This is a genomic window from Luteimonas sp. Soil_C_16 (assembly GCF_057657295.1).
On record NZ_JBDGIS010000005.1, the window covers coordinates 88,477 to 105,442 of the forward strand.

Genomic DNA, 16,966 nt, shown 5'->3' on the forward strand with positions numbered 1-16,966 from the left:
GCGCACGCATCCGGCCAGGGAGTTCCGGAGTCGATGAAGCCACGTCTGCAGACATCGCTGGGGCAACATCTGGTTCTGACGCCGCAACTGCGTCAGGCCTTGCATCTGCTCCAGTTGTCGACGGTGGAACTCGAAACCGAGATCATCACCGCGGTCGAGAGCAATCCGCTGCTCGACTGGGAAGAACCCGAGTCCATCTCCGCGCAGCCGCTGTCCGAACGCGGCACTACGCAGGACCAGGACGACACCCGCCAGGACCGTGACGACCACGGCAGCGACGGCGATGCAGAACCTCCCGCCGCCTGGGATGGCGACGACGGCTGGAACGAGCGCGGCAGCGGCAGCGGCAGCGGTCAGGGCCACGGCGACAACGACGGCGACGGCGATGCCGCCGACCGCATGATCCAGTCGGAAAGCCTGCAGGACCATCTGTCCTGGCAGCTGCACCTGAGCACCATGTCCGCGCGCGACCGCAACATCGGCGTGGCGCTGATCGACGCGATCGACGACGACGGCTATCTGCGCGAATCGCTGGACGACATCGTCGCGGCGCTGCTGCCGGAAACACGCGCGAGCGTCGGCGAAGTCGCTGCGGTGCTGTGCCGCGTGCAGCGGTTCGACCCGGTCGGCGTCGGCGCGCGCGATCTGGGCGAATGCCTGCGCCTGCAACTCGAACCGCTGCACGTCGACACACCCGGTCGCGCGGTGGCGCTGCTGGCCGCGCGCGATCACATCGAACGTCTGCCGAAACTCGGCGCGCCGGGACTGGCGGATGCGCTGGGCTGTCCGCCCGCGGAAGCCGCGACCGCCCTGCAGTTGCTGCGCAGTCTCGATCCGCGCCCGGGCGCGCAGATCGGCAACGTGCCGCACGACAACTACGTGACACCCGACTGCGTGATCGCACGGCAGAACGGCGTCTGGAAGGTCACGCTCGCCGGCTCGCATTTTCCGCGCGTGACCATCCATCGCGGCTACGAGCAGATGATCCAGCACGCGGGCGCCAGCGATGCCGGCTATCTCAAGGGACGCCTGCAGGAAGCGCGCTGGCTGCTGAAGAACATCGAGGCACGCGGCGAGACCCTGCTCAAGGTCGTGCGCTGTCTGGTGCGGCAGCAGTCGGGTTTTCTCGAGTTCGGCAAGCGCGCCCTGCGGCCGCTGACGCTGCGCGAAGTCGCCGAGGAAATCGGCATGCATGAATCCACGGTGTCGCGCGCGGTCGCCCGCAAGTGGGTGCACACACCACGCGGCACGCTGTCGCTGAAGGACTTCTTCGATTCCGGCGTCGGTACCGACGGCGGCGGCGAGGCGTCGAGCACCGCGATCCAGCAGATGATCCGCAGCCTCGTCGATGCCGAAGACCCACGTAAACCGCTGTCGGACGCGCGGCTGGCCGACCTGCTCAAGGCGGCCGGCGTGCCGGTCGCGCGCCGTACGGTGGCCAAGTACCGCGAAGCGCTGCACATCGTCTCGTCGCACGAGCGCGTTCGCATCGCCTGAACTTCCGGTTCCCTAAGTTGGTCCCAGAGACGTGACGGACGGCGCTTGCACCGGGCCCCCGCCGCGCTACTCTGGACCTGATCGTTCGCGTCGATCGCGGACGGGTCCTTCCCGAACCGTTGAAGGAGGTTGCCGATGCATGTCGAGACCCATGGCCACCAGCTCGAGGTGACGCCCGCGCTGCGAGACTACGTGGACACCAAGTTCCAGAAGCTCGCCAAGCACTTCGATCGACCGCTGGACGTGCGCGCCCAGCTCAGTGTCGACAAGCCGCACCACAAGGCCGAGGCGACCGTCCTCATCGCCGGCAAGACGTTCCACGCCGACGCGAGCGCAGCCGACATGTATGCCGCGATCGACCAGCTGACCGACAAGGTCGACCGCCTGCTGGTCAAGCATCGCAAGAAGGTCGTCGACCATCATCGCGGCGAGAGCCCTGCACGCGACGGCACTTTCGGCTAGGCTGCTGCTCCCACGAATTGCCTCCGGGCCACGCGCGGCATGTCCTTCTCCGATCTGCTCTCGGCCGACCGCATCGTGATGCTGGTCGCTCCCGGTTCCCGCGATGTCGTACTGGACTCCGCCGCGCGGTTGCTCGCCGGCAATTCCCCGACGCTCACCCCGTTGCTCGGCCACGCACTGCGTGAGCGCGAGCAACTGGGCAGCACCGGCATCGGTCGCGGCGTCGCGATTCCGCACGCACGCAGCACCGCGTTCCGCGAACCGCGCGCCGCGTTCCTGCGGCTTTCGCACCCGATCGATTTCGGTGCCACCGACGGCCAGCCGGTCGATCTGGTGTTCGCGATGTGCGTGCCCGACCACCAGGTCGAACAGCATCTGCAGACGCTGTCGGGACTGGTCGAACATTTTTCCAACGCAGACTTCCGCGACGATCTGCGCGCCGCGCCCGATCTCGCCCGATTGCGCAGTCTGCTGCTCGATGCCGCCCCGCTCGCCGACACGGTCCGCGCGTGAACGCGAGCATCCAGGCGCAGGAACTGTTCGCGCAGTTGCACGAGCGCCTGGGCCTGCGCTGGCTCGCGGGCCAGCACGGCGGCCGCAAGGTGCTCGAATCGATCGAAACGGTCGCGCGCCGGCCTTCGCTCGCCGGCTATCTCAACATCATCTATCCCAACAAGGTGCAGATCCTCGGCACCGAGGAACTGGCTTGGCTCGACGGGCTGGACTCGCGCCTGCGCTGGGAAACCATCGAGCGGGTGATCCAGTACCGTCCGCTCGCGCTGGTCATCAGCAAGGACCAGCCCTGCCCCGAGGATCTGCGCGAGGCCGCCGAGGAATCGCAGACACCGCTGTGGACCTCGCCCAACCGCGGCCATGAACTGCTGAACTTGCTGCAGTACCACCTGGCGCGCCAGCTGGCGCCGCGCATCACCCTGCATGGCGTTTTCATGGAGGTGTATTCGATCGGTGTGCTGATCACCGGCGAGTCGGGGTCGGGCAAGAGCGAACTGGCACTGGAACTGATCACCCGCGGGCACCGCCTGGTCGCCGACGACGCGCCCGAGTTCACCCAGATCGCGCCCGACGTGCTCGACGGCACCTGCCCCGAACTGCTGCAGGACCTGCTGGAACTGCGCGGTCTCGGCGTGCTCAACATCCGCGAGATGTTCGGCGACACCGCCGTGAAGCGGAACAAGTACCTGCGCCTGATCATCCATCTGAGCCGGCCCAACGCCGACACGATGGCCGGCGATGGCGACGGCATGGTGCGCCTGACCGGTGACTTGGGCATGCGTCGCGTGCTGGATCTCGACGTGCCGCTGATCACCCTGCCGGTCATGCCCGGCCGCAATCTCGCGGTGCTCGCCGAGGCCGCCACACGCATCCACATCCTGCGCACCAAGGGGCTCGACCCGGCCGCGGCGTTTCTCGCCCGGCATTCGCAGTTTCTCGAGCGGGGTGCACCGTGAGCGATACGGCGCCACCGCTGTTCTACGTCGTCAGCGGCCTGTCGGGCAGCGGCAAGTCGGTCGCGCTGCGCACGTTCGAGGATCTGGATTTTTACTGCGTCGACAACCTGCCCGCGGGCATGCTCGCCGACTTCGTCGCCAACCTCACCCGCGCCGACGAGCCACCGCGGCGGCTTGCTGTCGGCATCGACGTGCGCAACCGCCACACCGATCTGTCGAAAGTGCCGGGCTGGCTGTCGGATGTCGGCGCGCTCGGTCTCGATCCGCGGCTTGTGTTTTTCGAGACCGGCAACGAAGTGCTGCTGCGACGCTTCGCCGACACCCGCCGACGCCATCCGCTGAGCCGGGTCGGCCTGTCGCTGGCCGATGCGATCGCGCTGGAGCGCAATCTGCTGCGTCCGCTGCGTAGTCTCGCCGACACGGTCATCGACACCAGCGATCTCAACGTCCACCAGTTGCGTCGACGCATCATCACCGAGCTGGATCTGGCCCAGGACCAGTCGGTCTCGCTGCTGTTCGAATCCTTCGCCTACCGGCGCGGCGTGCCGGCCGATGCGGATTTCGTGTTCGACGCGCGTGCGCTGCCGAACCCGCACTGGGATCCGCGGTTGCGCCCGTTGTCGGGTCGCGATGCCGACGTGCGCACCTGGTTCGAAGGCCAGGAGGACGTGGGCGAATTCATCGCCCAGGTCTCGCAGTTCCTGGGCAACTGGTTGCCGCGGCTGCGCAGCGACACGCGCAGCTACGTGACGGTCGCCTTCGGCTGCAGCGGCGGTCGCCATCGCTCGGTGTATCTGGCCGAGACGCTGGCGCGGCACGCGCGCGAACAGGGCTGGCGCGACGTCGCGACCTATCACCGCGAACTCGACTGACGCCTGCGGCGACGCAGCATCGACGCGCACGGATGCAGCGTCGCGCGCACGACGCTTCCGGGCGATCCCCCTGCTCTGCTAACGTCCACGGATGGCCGTCGGCGTACTTCTAATGACCCACGAGGGGATCGGTTCCGCGATGCTCGCGGTGGCGACCCGTCTGATGCAGCAGCTGCCGTTGAAGACGGACGTGTTCGAAATGCCGTTCGACGAGGATCCCGACGTCGCATTGCCCCGCGCGAGTGCGGCGATGCGGCGTGTCGACGGTGGCGACGGCGTGCTGATCCTGACCGATCTCTACGGCGCCAGCCCGAGCAACGTCGCCGCGCAGCTCGCGCGTCTGGGCACACCGGCCAGGCGCGTGTCGGGTTTGAGCCTGCCGATGCTGTTGCGGGTCATGAACTATCCTGAGCAGGCGCTCGACGACCTGCCGGCCACCGCCGCGGCAGGCGCCCGGAACGGTGTCCTGCTCGACGATGCCTGAGTCGCACCGCTCCGCCCTCTTTCCCCCGTGCTGTACCAGGACTGCTCCCCGATGATCGAACGCGAACTGCTCGTCGCCAACAAGCTCGGCCTGCACGCCCGTGCGACCGCCAAGCTGGTGCAGGTGCTGTCGGGCTTCCGCTGCAACGCCACGCTCGTCGCCAAGGGCCGCGAGGTCAACGCCAAGAGCATCATGGGCGTGATGCTGCTGGCCGCCGGGCACGGCACCCAGGTCGTGCTGCGACTCGATGGCGAGGACGATGCCGCCGCGATGGAGGCGGCTGCCGCGTTGTTCGAGCGCAGGTTCGACGAGGAGGGCTGATGCGGCAGGGGCTCCACGGACAGGGTGCCTCCCGCGGCAGCGCGCTCGGTCGCGCACGCGTGCGCGAACCGCATGCATTGGAAGTGGCCGAGGCGCGCATCGCGCCGTCCGAGGCCGAAGCGGAACTGGCGCGGCTGCATGCCGCGATCGAACAGGTGCGCGGCGAGATCCGCGCGATGCGCGACCAGTTGCACGGCGCGCTGGCGCACGAGGTCGGCGAGTTCCTCGACCTGCACACCCTGCTGCTCGAAGACCCGGAACTGCTGCAGGGCCTCGACGAACTCGTGCGCTCCGGCCTGTACGGCGCCGACTACGCCCTGCGCCTGCAACGTGATCGACTCGCGGCCGTGTTCGAGGGCATGGACGATGCCTATTTCCGCAGCCGCATCGAGGACATCGACCACGTCATCGGGCGCGTGCACGCCGCGCTGCACGACCACGAGGCGGAACTGCAGGGCGTCGCCGGCGAAATCCTGGTCACCGATGCGATCGCGCCGTCGGAGATCGGCCGTCTGCACGCCCAGGGCGTGCTCGGCATCGTGACCTCGGGCGGCAGCATGCTGTCGCACACCGCGATCCTCGCCCGCAGCCTGCACCTGCCGCTGATCGTCAATGCGCCGCAGGCGCTGGGTGCGATCAACGACGGCGACGTGCTGGTCATCGACGGCAGCACCGGCGAGATCGTCGTCGAGCCGGGCCCGAGCGATCTGCGCATCTACCGCGCGCGCCTGCGCGAGGAGAAGCGCGAGCGCAAGCAGCTGCGCCGCCTGCGGCGCGAGCCCAGCAAGACGCTCGACGGCGTCGACATCCGGCTGTACGCCAACGCCGAATCGCGCGAGGACGTCGCCGATGCGCACGCGCTGGGCGCGGCCGGCATCGGCCTGTACCGCACCGAATTCCTGTTCCTGCAGGGTCGCGAGGTGCCGGACGAGGAAGCGCAGTTCCGCGCGTATCGCGATCTCGTGCTCGGCATGACCGGCCGCACGGTGACCATCCGCACGCTCGACATCGGCGCCGACAAGGCCGACAACAGCGGCCTCGCGCTGCGCAACGAGCCCAATCCCGCACTCGGCCTGCGCGGCGTGCGCCTGTCGATGGCGCGCACCGGCCTGCTGGAAACCCAGCTGCGTGCGATCGCACGCGCCTCGGGCTACGGCCCGGTGCGGATCCTGGTGCCGATGGTCAGCGGACGCGAGGAGATCATCGCCGTGCGGCGGATGCTTACGCGCGTGCTGCAGGATCTCGCGCGCGAGGGTCAGGAGACCGCCGCGCAGATCGCGCTCGGCGCGATGATCGAAGTGCCGTCGGCGGCGATCGCGTTGCCGACCTTCGCCCGCGATCTCGATTTCATTTCCATCGGCACCAACGATCTCGTCCAGTACCTGCTCGCGGCCGACCGCAACAACGACGCGCTCGGCGATCTGTATTCGCCGCTGCACCCGGCCGTGCTGCGACTGGTGCACAGCGTCGTGCGCGTCGCCCGCGCGCGCGGCATGCCGGCCTCCATCTGCGGCGAGATCGCCGGCGATGCCCGTTTCACGCCGCTTTTGCTCGCGCTCGGCATCGAAGAACTGAGTCTGCATCCATCGCCGTTGCTCGAAGTGCGCCGCGCGATCCGCGCGCTCGACCTCGGCCATCTGCGTGCCCGCGCACCAGCGCTGCTGCGCGCCCGCGACCGCGCCGGCATCGAGCGCTGGCTCGACGCGGTGCAGCCGGTGCACGCCGCCGACTGAATCCGCGCACGCGTCGCGGCTGCCTGCGAAAGCTGTCGGTCCGGTTGCTGTGCGTGTCGCGAGCGCCGCCCGCATGAAGCCCACCTGCCCGCCGACGCACGGACGATGGCGTAAGACGTGCGCTTTCCCGGATAATGGCCGGATGCACATTTGACCCCTGTCGCGCCGAGACTGTCGCGACGCGCAACGGAGCTCTCCATGGCCGAAGCCGTCCGCCCCGACAAGACCGCGCGCCAGCTGCGTCTGTTGTCCGATGCACTCGACAGCGGTCGACTCGGACCGGTGCGCCGGCTGGTCAACACGCTGGCGCCTGCCGAGATCGGCAACCTCCTCGAATCGCTGCCGCACGACAAGCGCATGGTCGTGTGGGGTCTGGTCGATCCCGAAGACGACGGCGAGGTGCTGGTCCACGTCGGCGACGAGGTGCGCGAAAGCCTGATCGCGGACATGGATGCCGACGAGCTGGTCGCCGCGGTCGAGGATCTCGACATCGACGATCTCGCCGACCTCGTCGAGGACCTGCCCGATGCGGTGATCGACGAAGTGCTGCGGGCGATGGACCGCGAGAACCGCGAACGCCTGGAGCAGGTGCTCTCGTATCCCGAGGACACCGCCGGCCGTCTGATGAATCCCGACGTGGTGACGGTGCGCGCCGACACCACCGTGGACGTGGTGCTGCGGTTCCTGCGCCTGCGCGGCGAACTGCCCGAGCACACCGACCATCTGTACGTCGTCAACCGCCGCCACCAGTTGGCCGGCTGGGTCGCGCTGCAGGATCTGGTCACCCGCGAGCCGGGCACGCCGATCAACAAGCTGATCGACGACGAACTCGATTCGATCCACGTCGCCGAATCCGCCGAACAGGTCGCGCGCCAGTTCTCGGACAACGACTGGGTGTCGGCACCGGTCGTCGACGACGGCAACATCCTGCTCGGCCGCATCACGGTCGACGACGTGATCGACATCATCCGCGAGCAGGCCGAACACCAGGCGCTGTCCGCCGCCGGTCTCGACGAGGACGAGGATCTGTTCTCGCCGATCAGGCGCGCCGTGCGCGGCCGCGTGGTGTGGCTGGGCATCAACCTGTGCACCGCGTTCCTGGCGGCGTTCGTGATCGGCCGCTTTGAGGCGACCATCGAGCAGATCGTCGCGCTCGCGGTGCTGATGCCGATCGTCGCGGGCATCGGCGGCAATGCTGCGGTGCAGGTGCTGACGCTGATGGTGCGCGGCATCGCGCTGGGCCAGGTCGGCGCGAGCAATGCGCGCATCCTGCTGTGGAAGGAATTGCGCGTGGCCCTGATCAACGGCCTGCTGATCGGCGGTCTGGTCGGCCTCGTGGCCCTGGTCTGGTTCCACGACTGGGTGCTATCGCTGGTGATCTTCGCCGCGCTGGTGATCAACTTCTGCTCGGCCGCGCTGGCCGGCACCCTGCTGCCGCTGCTGCTCAAGCGCATGGGCGTCGATCCCGCCGTCGCCGGCACCGTCGTCGTGACCGCGGTGACCGACATCGTCGGCTTCTTCAGCTTCCTCGGCCTTGCCACCGCGATCATGCTGCGCTGACGCCACGACCATGCGCGCACGTGCCGGATTCGGTCGGATCGAACGCTGGGACGACGCGCGCGGCTTCGGTTTCATCACACCCGAAGATGCTGCTGCCGATGGACCGGATCGCCTGTTCTTCCACGTTCGCGATTTCGATCGCAGCGGCGCACGCCCGGACGCCGGCGCACGTGTGCGCTATACGCCGGAGCGGCAGGCCGACGGACGCTGGCGCGCGGTCCACGTTGCCGCAGTCGGCACGGCGCAATCACCGCGCACGGTGCGCACCACGTCGAAGCGCCGCGATGGTCGTGCATCGGCGTCCGCAGCTGCGGGCGGCATGCGCGGGCTGCCGGTCGCGATCGTGGTCTGGTGTGCGCTGCTCGGCTACGGAATCGTCTTCGGGCGGCTGCCGCACCTCGCACTCGTCGCGCTGGCGGGGCTCAATCTGCTGACCGCAGCCGCCTACGCGCTCGACAAGCACGCCGCGCGCCACGGCCGCTGGCGCACGCCCGAGGCGCAACTGCATCTGCTCGAACTGCTCGGCGGCTGGCCCGCCGCAGGGCTCGCACAGCAGTTGCTGCGTCACAAACGCGCCAAACCGGCTTACCGTCGGGTATTCGTCGCAATGATCGTCCTGCACCTGCTGGCGCTGGGTCTGTGGACCTTCGCCTGATCCATTCCGGAGTGATCGCATGTCCAACGCTTCCCATTCCCTGACCCGCCGTCGCCTGCTGCGCGGCCTCGCCCTCGCCGGCGGTGCCGCCGTGTTGTCGGGCTGCGTGAGCGCGCTGCCCCAGACCGGCACGACGCCCGGCCGTTTCGTCCGGCGCGAGCTCACCTCGAACGGCCGCCGCTACGCCTATCAGGTCTTCGTGCCTGCAGCGCAGGTGCCGCGTCCGCTGCCGGCGGTGCTGTTCCTGCACGGCTCGGGCGAGCGCGGCGACGATGGCGAGAAGCAGATCCACGCCGGACTCGGGCCCTACGTGCGCGCGCACGCCGCGGACTTCCCGGCACTGGTGGTGTTCCCGCAGTCGCCCGACGGCGAGTCCTGGGAAGGCGACACCGCGACGATGGCGCTGGCGACGCTCGATGCGGCCACCGCCGAATTCGACGGCGACCGCAGCCGCACCTCGCTGACCGGCATGTCGCGCGGCGGCTACGGCACCTGGTCGCTGGCGCTGCGCGAGCCGACACGCTTCGCCGCGCTGGTGCCCGTGTGCGGCGGCATCACCCCGCCCGGCTCGCGGCCCGACCTGGACACGCTGTTCGTCGAATCCACACGCGCAGCCCGCGATCCCTTCGCCGAGGCTGCGCGTCGCCTGCGCGACATTCCGATCTGGATCTTCCACGGTGCGCTCGACGACGTGGTGCCGCCGGAACAGTCGCGGCGCATGCACGCCGCGCTGCGCGATGCCGGCGCGGACGTGCGCTACACCGAGTTTCCCGACGCCAACCACAACAGCTGGGATGCGGCCTACCGCACCGAGGCGCTGTGGCCGTGGCTGTTCGCGCAGAAGCGCTGACACGCAGGGGCGGCCGACCTCGACCTGGCTTCGCGCCTCAGCCTGCGGGCAGCCTCCGCCGCAGGCGCTGCGCCAGTGCATTGAGGCCGGCGATGGCCAGCGTGAGCGCGGCCATCGACAGGAACTGCGCGCGGGTATCGGGCGAGGCGACCAGCATCGCGAAGATCACCGCGAGCACCGCCAGCGCGGCGAGCGTGGGCACCGGGAACGCGCGCATGCGGAACGGCAGCGGTGCGTTCGCGCGATCGGCGCGACGGCGCAGGATGAACTGCGACACCAGCGCCAGCGTCCAGACCAACAGACAGGTCGCGCCGACGATGTTGAGCAGCACCGGCAACACGCGCTGCGGGAATGCGAGTTCCAGCGCGGCGGCGGCGAATCCGAAACTCACGCTGGCGACGACGGCGGCGATCGGCACGTTGCGGCGGTCGCTGCGACCGAGCACCGCCGGCGCATCGCCGCGACGACCCAGCGACCAGATCATCCGCGACGCGCCATAGAGATTGGCGTTGAGCGCCGAGAGCAGTGCGATCACCGCGACCAGCGTGATCGCGGTCGCCGCGCCCGGAATGCGCGCGACCTGCAGCACCGCGGCGAACGGCGACGCCAGCGCCGGACTGTCCCACGGCACCACCGCCACGATCACCGCGATCGAGCCGAGGTAGAACACGAGGATGCGCCAGGCCACGGTGCGGATCGCACGCGCGAGGCTCTTCGCCGGGTCGTTAGTTTCCGCCGCGGCGATCGCGACGATCTCGGTGCCGCCGAAGGCGAACACCACGACCAGCAGCGCCGCACCGATGCCAGCCCAGCCACGCGGCGCGAAGCCGTCGGGCCCCAGCACGTTCGACAGGCCCGGCGACGCCACGGCCGGCAACCAGCCCGCCAGCAGCGCGATGCCGATCGCGATGAAGGCGAGGATCGCGATGACCTTGAGGATCGCGAACCAGAATTCGAATTCGCCGAAGTTGCGCACGCCCAGCAGATTGATCGCGGTGAACACGACCATGAAGCACAGCGCCAAACCCGGCACCGACAGCGTCGGCCAGATCGAGGCGAGCAATCCGGCCGCGCCAACCGCCTCGGCCGCGATCACGATCACCACCTGCAGCCACCACAACCAGCCGACGGTCGCGCCGGCCACCGGACCCATCGCATCGGCCGCGTAGACCGAGAACGCCCCGCTGGCCGGCTTGGCCGCCGCCATTTCGCCGAGCGCGTGCATGACCACGATCACCAGCGCGCCGGCGATCAGGTACGACACCAGCACCGCGGGACCGGCGGTCTGGATGCCGACGCCGGAGCCGAGGAACAGGCCGGCGCCGATCGCGCTGCCCAGCCCCATCATCACCAGCTGGCGCGGCGTCAGCGCGTGCGCGGGCGCGGCGGCGGCCTGCGCCGGCAGAGAAGCATGGGGATCGTTCGAGGACATCGTGTGGGGCGCGGCTTGGGGACGCCGCACCATACCGGATTCGCGACGGCCCGGCCCTCAGCCGAGCAGCGTCTCCAGCACCGCCATGCGCGCGGCGACGCCATTGGCGACCTGGCGCAGGATCAGCGACTGCGGGCCGTCAGCGACGTCGTCGTCGATCTCGACGCCCCGGTTCATCGGCCCGGGATGCAGCACCACGGCGTCGGGCGCGGCGCGGCGCAGGCGACGCACATCGAGACCGTAGTCGCGGTGGTAATCCTCGAGCGAATCGACCAGGCCTTCGGCCATACGCTCGCGCTGCAGCCGCAGCATCATCACCGCGTCGACGCCTTCGAGCGCGGCGTCGAGATCGTGCGAGACCGTGCAGCCCGACAGCACCGCGGCATCGGGCAGCAGCGAGGCCGGTCCGCAAACGCGGATCTCGCCGGCGCCGAGCGTGCGCAGCGCATGCAGATCACTGCGCGCGACGCGCGAGTGCCGCACGTCGCCGACGATGACGACCTTGAGGCCCGAAAAATCGGTGCCCTTGGCCTGCCGCAGGGTCAGCATGTCCAGCAGGCCCTGGGTGGGATGCGCGCTGCGGCCGTCGCCGGCATTGACGAGGGCGGTGTCCGGCGCAGCCGCAGATGCGAGGGCGGCGACCGCGCCATCATCGGAATGCCGCACGACGAATCCGCGCACGCCCATCGCCTCGATGTTGCGGAAGGTGTCGAGTGCGGTCTCGCCCTTGGTCGTCGACGACGTCGAGGCATCGAAGCCGAGCACATCGGCGCCGAGGCGCTGGCTGGCGCGCTGGAAGCTCAGCCGGGTGCGCGTCGATGGCTCGAAGAACAGCGTGCAGACCGCGATGCCGGCCAGGCGCGCATTGACTTCGCCGGCATCGGCCATCGCCTGCGCACGGTCGAGCAATGCGTCGAGCGTCGCACGCGGCAGGCCCTCGAGTGTCAGCAGATGGCGCAGGCGGCCGTTCGCATCGATCTGGGCATCGGGAGCAGAAGTCATCGCGGGGCACGTGCGGCGTCGGGAGCGACATTGTCCCGCAGCGACGCGCATGCGGCGAGTGCCGCGTCATGCCTCATGTACGAACGACGCGCGCATCGACGCGTCGCGGTGCGATGCCTCAGACCGGCACGCCGTCATCCGGCGACGCCAGCCAGCGTTCGACGATGACCGCGGCCGCCACGGCGTCCAGCGCAGCGGCATCGCGACGCTTGCGGCGGCCTTCGGCGCGATCGATCGCGAAGCGCTGCGCGGCCTCGATCGAGCTGGCGCGTTCGTCCACCAGCACCACGGGCAACCGGTAGCGCGCGACCAGCTCGCGCGCGAACGCGTGGGCACGTGCGCGGGCCGGCTGGTCACCGCCTTCGAGCGTCATCGGATCGCCGACGATCATGCCGTCGGGCCGCCATTCCTTCTGCAGGCGATCGACGCCCTGCCAGTCGATCTGGTCGCCATGCACGTCGATCACCGCCAGCGCGCGCGCGCCGTGGCCGAAAGCACTGCCGACTGCCACACCGATGCGGCGCGAGCCGACATCGAAGCCGAGCACCGTGCCGTCACGGCGGATCGCCGGCGCAGGTGCGTCGCTCATGCGCGGCCGCTGTGGCTGGCGATGTGCATCATGTCGACGCCGATGCGTCCCGCGGCCGCCTGCCAGCGCGCATCGAGGGGCGTTTCGAAAATCAGCTGCGCATCAGACGGCACGGTCAGCCAGCTGTGCTGGGTGAGTTCGCGCTCCAACTGGCCCTTGCCCCAGCCGGCGCAGCCCAGCGCGACGGTCGCGTGCTCCGGACCGTCGCCGGCCGCCATCGCTTCGAGCACGTCGCGAGACGTGGTCACATGCAGCCCCTCGCCGATCGCCAGGCTCGAATCCCAGCCGCCCTCGCCGTCATGCAGCACGAATCCGCGCTCGGGATGCACGGGCCCGCCCGCGAGTACGCGGTGGTCACGCAGACGCTCGTCGCGCAGCAGGATGTTCATCTGGTCGAGCAGATCGCCGAAGGTGTATTCCGAGGGCCGGTTGATGACCACACCCATCGCACCGTCCGCATCGTGCTGGCAGATCAGCGCGACGGTCCGTGCGAAATTGGGATCCCGGAGCGCAGGCAGCGCGACCAGCATCTGATTGGCGAAGAACGACATGCGCGCATTCTAGCCAACCGGCTGTCGGCGAACCGGCCAGGCGCCTTCGCATGTCCCCACCGGGACTGAACGGCGGAACGGCTGTCGCCGCCCCCGCCGCCGTGGTTCAGAGGCCGAACTGGAGCTCGTCGGGCGTGGCCACCCGCACGCCGACCACCTCCACGTCCGCGCGCAGCAGGCGCCCGGCCAGCGGGTTGTTGCCGTCGACGGTGATCTGGCTGTCGTCCAGCGCGGTCACGATGACGTCCAACGACCCCTTCTCGGTCTGCGCGCGCAGCTTCTCGCCGACCGCGGGTGTGGTGCTGCCGCTGAACATCGTGCGCGGCAGGGTCTGCACGAGGCTGTCGTGGCGCGGACCGAATCCGCGCTCGGGCGGGATGTCGACCGTGAACGTCTCGCCGGCCTTTCGGCCTTCGAGCGCCTCTTCCAGCCCGGCGATGATCGAGCCGTTGCCGTGCATGTAGACCAGCGGATCGTGGCCGCGGGTGGTGGTGATGCGCTGGCCGCTGTCGTCGGACAGGGTGAAGTGCACGGTGGCAACGCGGCGGTGGGCGATTTCCATCGACGGATCCGGCAAGGGCGACGGCGCATGGTGACGTGCGTGACGTGAAAGCCGCAACCGGGGTCGCGCCGGATGGCGGGCCCCGCCCGCGCGGCCTATGCTGCGTGGATGAGCGGCTATTGCGACATCGCCCCGGGCCATCCGGTCCACGGCCCCTACCACGACACCGAGTACGGCATTCCGCAGCGCGAAGAAGCGGTGCTGTTCGAGCGCCTGCTGCTGGAGATCAACCAGGCCGGCCTGAGCTGGGAAACCATCCTGCGCAAGCGCGATGGATTCCGCGCGGCCTACGACGGCTTCGACGTCGACACAGTCGCCGCCTATGGCGAGGCCGATCGCGCGCGCCTGCTCGGCGACGCCTCGATCATCCGCAACCGGCTCAAGGTCGGCGCCGCGATCCACAACGCGCAGGTGATCCAGGGCCTGCGCGACAGCCACGGCGGTTTCGTCGACTGGCTGGACGCACACGCGACCGAGCACGGCGCGCCGCGCGACAAGGCCTCGTGGGTCAAGCTGTTCAAGAAGACCTTCCGCTTCACCGGCGGCGAGATCACCGGCGAGTTCCTGATGAGCCTGGGCTATCTGCCGGGCGCGCATCGACCGGATTGCCCGGTGATGCGGGATATCGAGAAGGCGAAGCGAGCGGCTTCTGGTGCATCGCGCCCGACACGCTGAGCTGTCGCGATGCACGATCACCGTCATCCCGGCGGCGTTCAACAGACGGATGTCCGGTCAAGCCGGGACCCATTTCGGCCAGCCGATGCAAGATCAAGATGGGCCCCAGCGTTCGCTGGGGCGACGCGCGGTGTCCTGCACGCGATTCGATAACGAGTTCCGCACAGCATTCCGGCCGCTTGCGCGGCCGGAACGGGACTGCATCAAGGCGGGGAAACTCAGCCCTTGACCGCTTCCTGGTAGCGACGCTCGACTTCGTTCCAGTCGACGACGTTGTAGAACGCGGCGATGTAGTCGGGACGACGGTTCTGATAGTTCAGGTAGTACGCGTGCTCCCAGACGTCGAGGCCGAGGATCGGGGTGTTGCCCGAGCCGATGCCCTTCATCAGGGGGTTGTCCTGGTTGGCGCTGCTTTCGACCTTCAGCACGCCCGACTTGTCGACCGACAGCCACGCCCAGCCGCTGCCGAAACGGGTCAGCGCAGCCTTGGTGAAGGCTTCCTTGAACGCATCGAAGCCGCCGAGGTCGCTGTCGATGTGCTTGGCGACGTCGCCGACCGGATTGCCGCCGCCCTTGGGCGACATCACCGTCCAGAACAGCGAGTGGTTGGCGTGGCCACCGGCGTTGTTGCGCAGCGGGCCGCGCTTGTCTTCCGGCAGCGCGTCGAGATCGGCGATCAGGTCTTCGGCCGACGTGTCCGCCCACTGCGTGCCTTCCAGCGCGGCGTTGGCGTTGTTGATGTAGGTCTGGTGATGCTTGGTGTGATGGATTTCCATCGTCTTGGCATCGATGTGCGGCTCGAGCGCGTCGTACGCGTAACCCAGCTCGGGGAGGGTGTAGGCCATCAGCGATCTCCTTCGTGAATGAATGCGCCGCATTGTCCCCCGGACGGGGTCAAGTTGGCGACAAGGCGGCGTCACGATACCGCTGCGACGTGACGGTCTGTGGCAACACTGCGTTGCGGGCGCCCATAAGAAAGCAGAACGCCCCGCGGATGCGGGGCGCCTGTCGAGCGTTCGCGATGGAGGCGAACGGTCAGCGGACCTCGGCCACCTCGACGCCGTCGAGACCCTGCGACAGCGTGCGCGCGTCGCCGCCCTGGGCGAGCTTGATGCGCAGACGCACCTCGTTCGCGGAGTCGGCGTAGCGCAGCGCGTCCTCGTAGGAAATCTCGCCGGCCTGGTAGAGCTCGAACAGCGCCTGGTCGAAGGTCTTCATGCCGAGGTTGGTCGACTCCTTCATGACTTCCTTGAGCTTGTGGATCTCGCCTTCGCGGATGTAGTCCTGCACCAGGGGCGTGCCGAGCATGATCTCCATCGCGACACGCCGACCCTTGCCGTCGGGCGTCGGGATCAGCTGCTGCGCGACCACGCCCTTGAGGTTCAGCGACAGGTCCATCAGCAGCTGGTTGCGACGGTCTTCGGGGAAGAAGTTGATGATGCGGTCCATCGCCTGGTTGGCGTTGTTCGCATGCAGCGTGCACAGCACCAGATGGCCGGTTTCGGCGAAGGCGATCGCATGGTCCATGCCTTCGCGCGTGCGCACCTCGCCGATCATGATCACGTCCGGCGCCTGGCGCAGCGTGTTCTTCAGCGCTGCGTCCCAGCTGTCGGTGTCGATGCCGACTTCGCGCTGGGTGATGATGCAGCCCGCGTGCTTGTGCACGAACTCGATCGGGTCCTCGATCGTGATGATGTGGCCGGTCGAGTTCTGGTTGCGGTAGCCGATCATCGCCGCGAGCGACGTCGACTTGCCGGTACCGGTCGCACCGACGAAGATCACGATGCCGCGCTTGGTCATCGCCAGCGTCTTGATGATCGGCGGCAGGTTGAGCTCTTCCACGCTCGGGATGTGCGTCTCGATCCGGCGCAGCACCATGCCGACCTGGTTGCGCTGGTAGAAGCACGAGATGCGGAAGCGGCCGACGCCCGAGACGCCGATCGCGAAGTTGCACTCGTGGGTCTTCTCGAATTCCTCGCGCTGCGGCGGGGTCATCACGTTGAGCACCAGATCGCGCGCCTGCTGTGGCGTCAGCGGGTTCTGGGTAATCGGCGAGATCTTGCCGTGCACCTTGATCGACGGCGGCATGCCGGCGGTGATGAACAGATCCGAGGCCTTCTGATGGGCCATCAGCTTAAGGAACGAGGTGAAGTCGATGCTGCTCATGTCGAACTCCGTAAGACGTGAGGCGTAAGGCGTGAAACGTCAGGGCGGCGCGGGGAGTGCCGGAGGCGACGACTGACGTCCTACCT

Annotated in this window: 19 protein-coding genes; 12 read left to right on the plus strand and 7 right to left on the minus strand. The window is 68.7% G+C overall.

All coding sequences use genetic code 11. From position 1 onward, the window contains the following. Positions 1-33: 33 nt before the first annotated feature. The 11 genes from AC3A5T_RS10985 to AC3A5T_RS11035 all read left to right on the plus strand — a co-directional run bounded on the left by AC3A5T_RS10985 (position 34) and on the right by AC3A5T_RS11035 (position 9,903). The gene (locus tag AC3A5T_RS10985; RefSeq protein WP_487628607.1) at positions 34-1,497 is read left to right on the plus strand and encodes an RNA polymerase factor sigma-54; all 1,464 of its coding nucleotides are present in this window, start codon (positions 34-36) and stop codon (positions 1,495-1,497) included. 135 nt (positions 1,498-1,632) lie between these two features. Then, a complete protein-coding gene (hpf, locus tag AC3A5T_RS10990) occupies positions 1,633-1,959 on the plus strand; it encodes a ribosome hibernation-promoting factor, HPF/YfiA family (protein WP_487628608.1) in 327 nt (108 codons plus the stop codon). A 39-nt stretch (positions 1,960-1,998) separates the two neighbouring features. After that, positions 1,999-2,472 (plus strand): PTS sugar transporter subunit IIA, encoded by a 474-nt coding sequence (locus AC3A5T_RS10995; protein ID WP_332078561.1) that lies wholly within the window; start codon positions 1,999-2,001, stop codon positions 2,470-2,472. Further along, positions 2,469-3,428: an HPr(Ser) kinase/phosphatase gene (hprK, locus tag AC3A5T_RS11000; protein WP_332078560.1), complete on the plus strand. Its 960-nt coding sequence runs from the start codon at positions 2,469-2,471 to the stop codon at positions 3,426-3,428. The genes AC3A5T_RS10995 and hprK overlap by 4 nt, the downstream gene beginning before the upstream one ends. Next, entirely contained in the window at positions 3,425-4,300 is an 876-nt protein-coding gene (gene rapZ / locus AC3A5T_RS11005) for an RNase adapter RapZ (RefSeq protein ID WP_487628609.1), read from the plus strand. The genes hprK and rapZ overlap by 4 nt, the downstream gene beginning before the upstream one ends. Positions 4,301-4,391: 91 nt before the next feature. After that, on the plus strand, positions 4,392-4,784 hold the full coding sequence (locus AC3A5T_RS11010) for a PTS sugar transporter subunit IIA (protein WP_332078558.1): 393 nt from the start codon (positions 4,392-4,394) through the stop codon (positions 4,782-4,784). Between the two features lie 51 nt (positions 4,785-4,835). Further along, on the plus strand, positions 4,836-5,105 hold the full coding sequence (locus AC3A5T_RS11015) for an HPr family phosphocarrier protein (protein ID WP_332078557.1): 270 nt from the start codon (positions 4,836-4,838) through the stop codon (positions 5,103-5,105). After that, positions 5,105-6,838: a phosphoenolpyruvate--protein phosphotransferase gene (gene ptsP, locus AC3A5T_RS11020; protein WP_487628610.1), complete on the plus strand. Its 1,734-nt coding sequence runs from the start codon at positions 5,105-5,107 to the stop codon at positions 6,836-6,838. Before AC3A5T_RS11015 ends, ptsP begins: the two co-directional genes overlap by 1 nt. A 198-nt stretch (positions 6,839-7,036) precedes the next feature. Then, the gene (mgtE, locus tag AC3A5T_RS11025) at positions 7,037-8,398 is read left to right on the plus strand and encodes a magnesium transporter (protein WP_332078555.1); all 1,362 of its coding nucleotides are present in this window, start codon (positions 7,037-7,039) and stop codon (positions 8,396-8,398) included. Between the two features lie 10 nt (positions 8,399-8,408). Continuing rightward, on the plus strand, positions 8,409-9,053 hold the full coding sequence (locus AC3A5T_RS11030) for a DUF1294 domain-containing protein (protein ID WP_487628611.1): 645 nt from the start codon (positions 8,409-8,411) through the stop codon (positions 9,051-9,053). Positions 9,054-9,072: 19 nt separating this feature from the next. Beyond that, positions 9,073-9,903, plus strand: coding sequence for a carboxylesterase family protein (locus tag AC3A5T_RS11035; protein ID WP_487628612.1), 831 nt, complete (start codon positions 9,073-9,075; stop codon positions 9,901-9,903). A gap of 37 nt (positions 9,904-9,940) precedes the next feature. Here the strand turns inward: AC3A5T_RS11035 and AC3A5T_RS11040 are convergent, their stop codons facing one another. The 5 genes from AC3A5T_RS11040 to AC3A5T_RS11060 form a co-directional block, all read right to left on the minus strand. Beyond that, positions 9,941-11,335, minus strand: coding sequence for an amino acid permease (locus AC3A5T_RS11040; protein ID WP_487628613.1), 1,395 nt, complete (start codon positions 11,333-11,335; stop codon positions 9,941-9,943). Positions 11,336-11,392: 57 nt separating this feature from the next. Continuing rightward, positions 11,393-12,337, minus strand: coding sequence for an aspartate carbamoyltransferase catalytic subunit (locus AC3A5T_RS11045; protein ID WP_487628614.1), 945 nt, complete (start codon positions 12,335-12,337; stop codon positions 11,393-11,395). 118 nt (positions 12,338-12,455) lie between these two features. Further along, a complete protein-coding gene (ruvX, locus tag AC3A5T_RS11050; protein ID WP_487628615.1) occupies positions 12,456-12,926 on the minus strand; it encodes a Holliday junction resolvase RuvX in 471 nt (156 codons plus the stop codon). Further along, entirely contained in the window at positions 12,923-13,477 is a 555-nt protein-coding gene (locus tag AC3A5T_RS11055; protein WP_487628616.1) for a YqgE/AlgH family protein, read from the minus strand. Before AC3A5T_RS11055 ends, ruvX begins: the two co-directional genes overlap by 4 nt. A gap of 106 nt (positions 13,478-13,583) precedes the next feature. Then, positions 13,584-14,039, minus strand: a complete 456-nt coding sequence (locus tag AC3A5T_RS11060) for an FKBP-type peptidyl-prolyl cis-trans isomerase (RefSeq protein ID WP_487628617.1) — start codon at positions 14,037-14,039, stop codon at positions 13,584-13,586. Between the two features lie 108 nt (positions 14,040-14,147). Here AC3A5T_RS11060 and AC3A5T_RS11065 point away from each other — a divergent pair, with 108 nt between their 5' ends. Continuing rightward, positions 14,148-14,714, plus strand: a complete 567-nt coding sequence (locus AC3A5T_RS11065) for a DNA-3-methyladenine glycosylase I (RefSeq protein WP_487628789.1) — start codon at positions 14,148-14,150, stop codon at positions 14,712-14,714. 218 nt (positions 14,715-14,932) lie between these two features. On the opposite strand, the gene AC3A5T_RS11070 is transcribed toward AC3A5T_RS11065, so the two are convergent. Together AC3A5T_RS11070 and AC3A5T_RS11075 are read right to left on the minus strand one after the other, a co-directional pair. Beyond that, positions 14,933-15,559: a superoxide dismutase gene (locus AC3A5T_RS11070; protein WP_332078545.1), complete on the minus strand. Its 627-nt coding sequence runs from the start codon at positions 15,557-15,559 to the stop codon at positions 14,933-14,935. Between the two features lie 190 nt (positions 15,560-15,749). Continuing rightward, positions 15,750-16,880, minus strand: a complete 1,131-nt coding sequence (locus AC3A5T_RS11075) for a PilT/PilU family type 4a pilus ATPase (RefSeq protein WP_159679746.1) — start codon at positions 16,878-16,880, stop codon at positions 15,750-15,752. Positions 16,881-16,966: the final 86 nt, after the last annotated feature.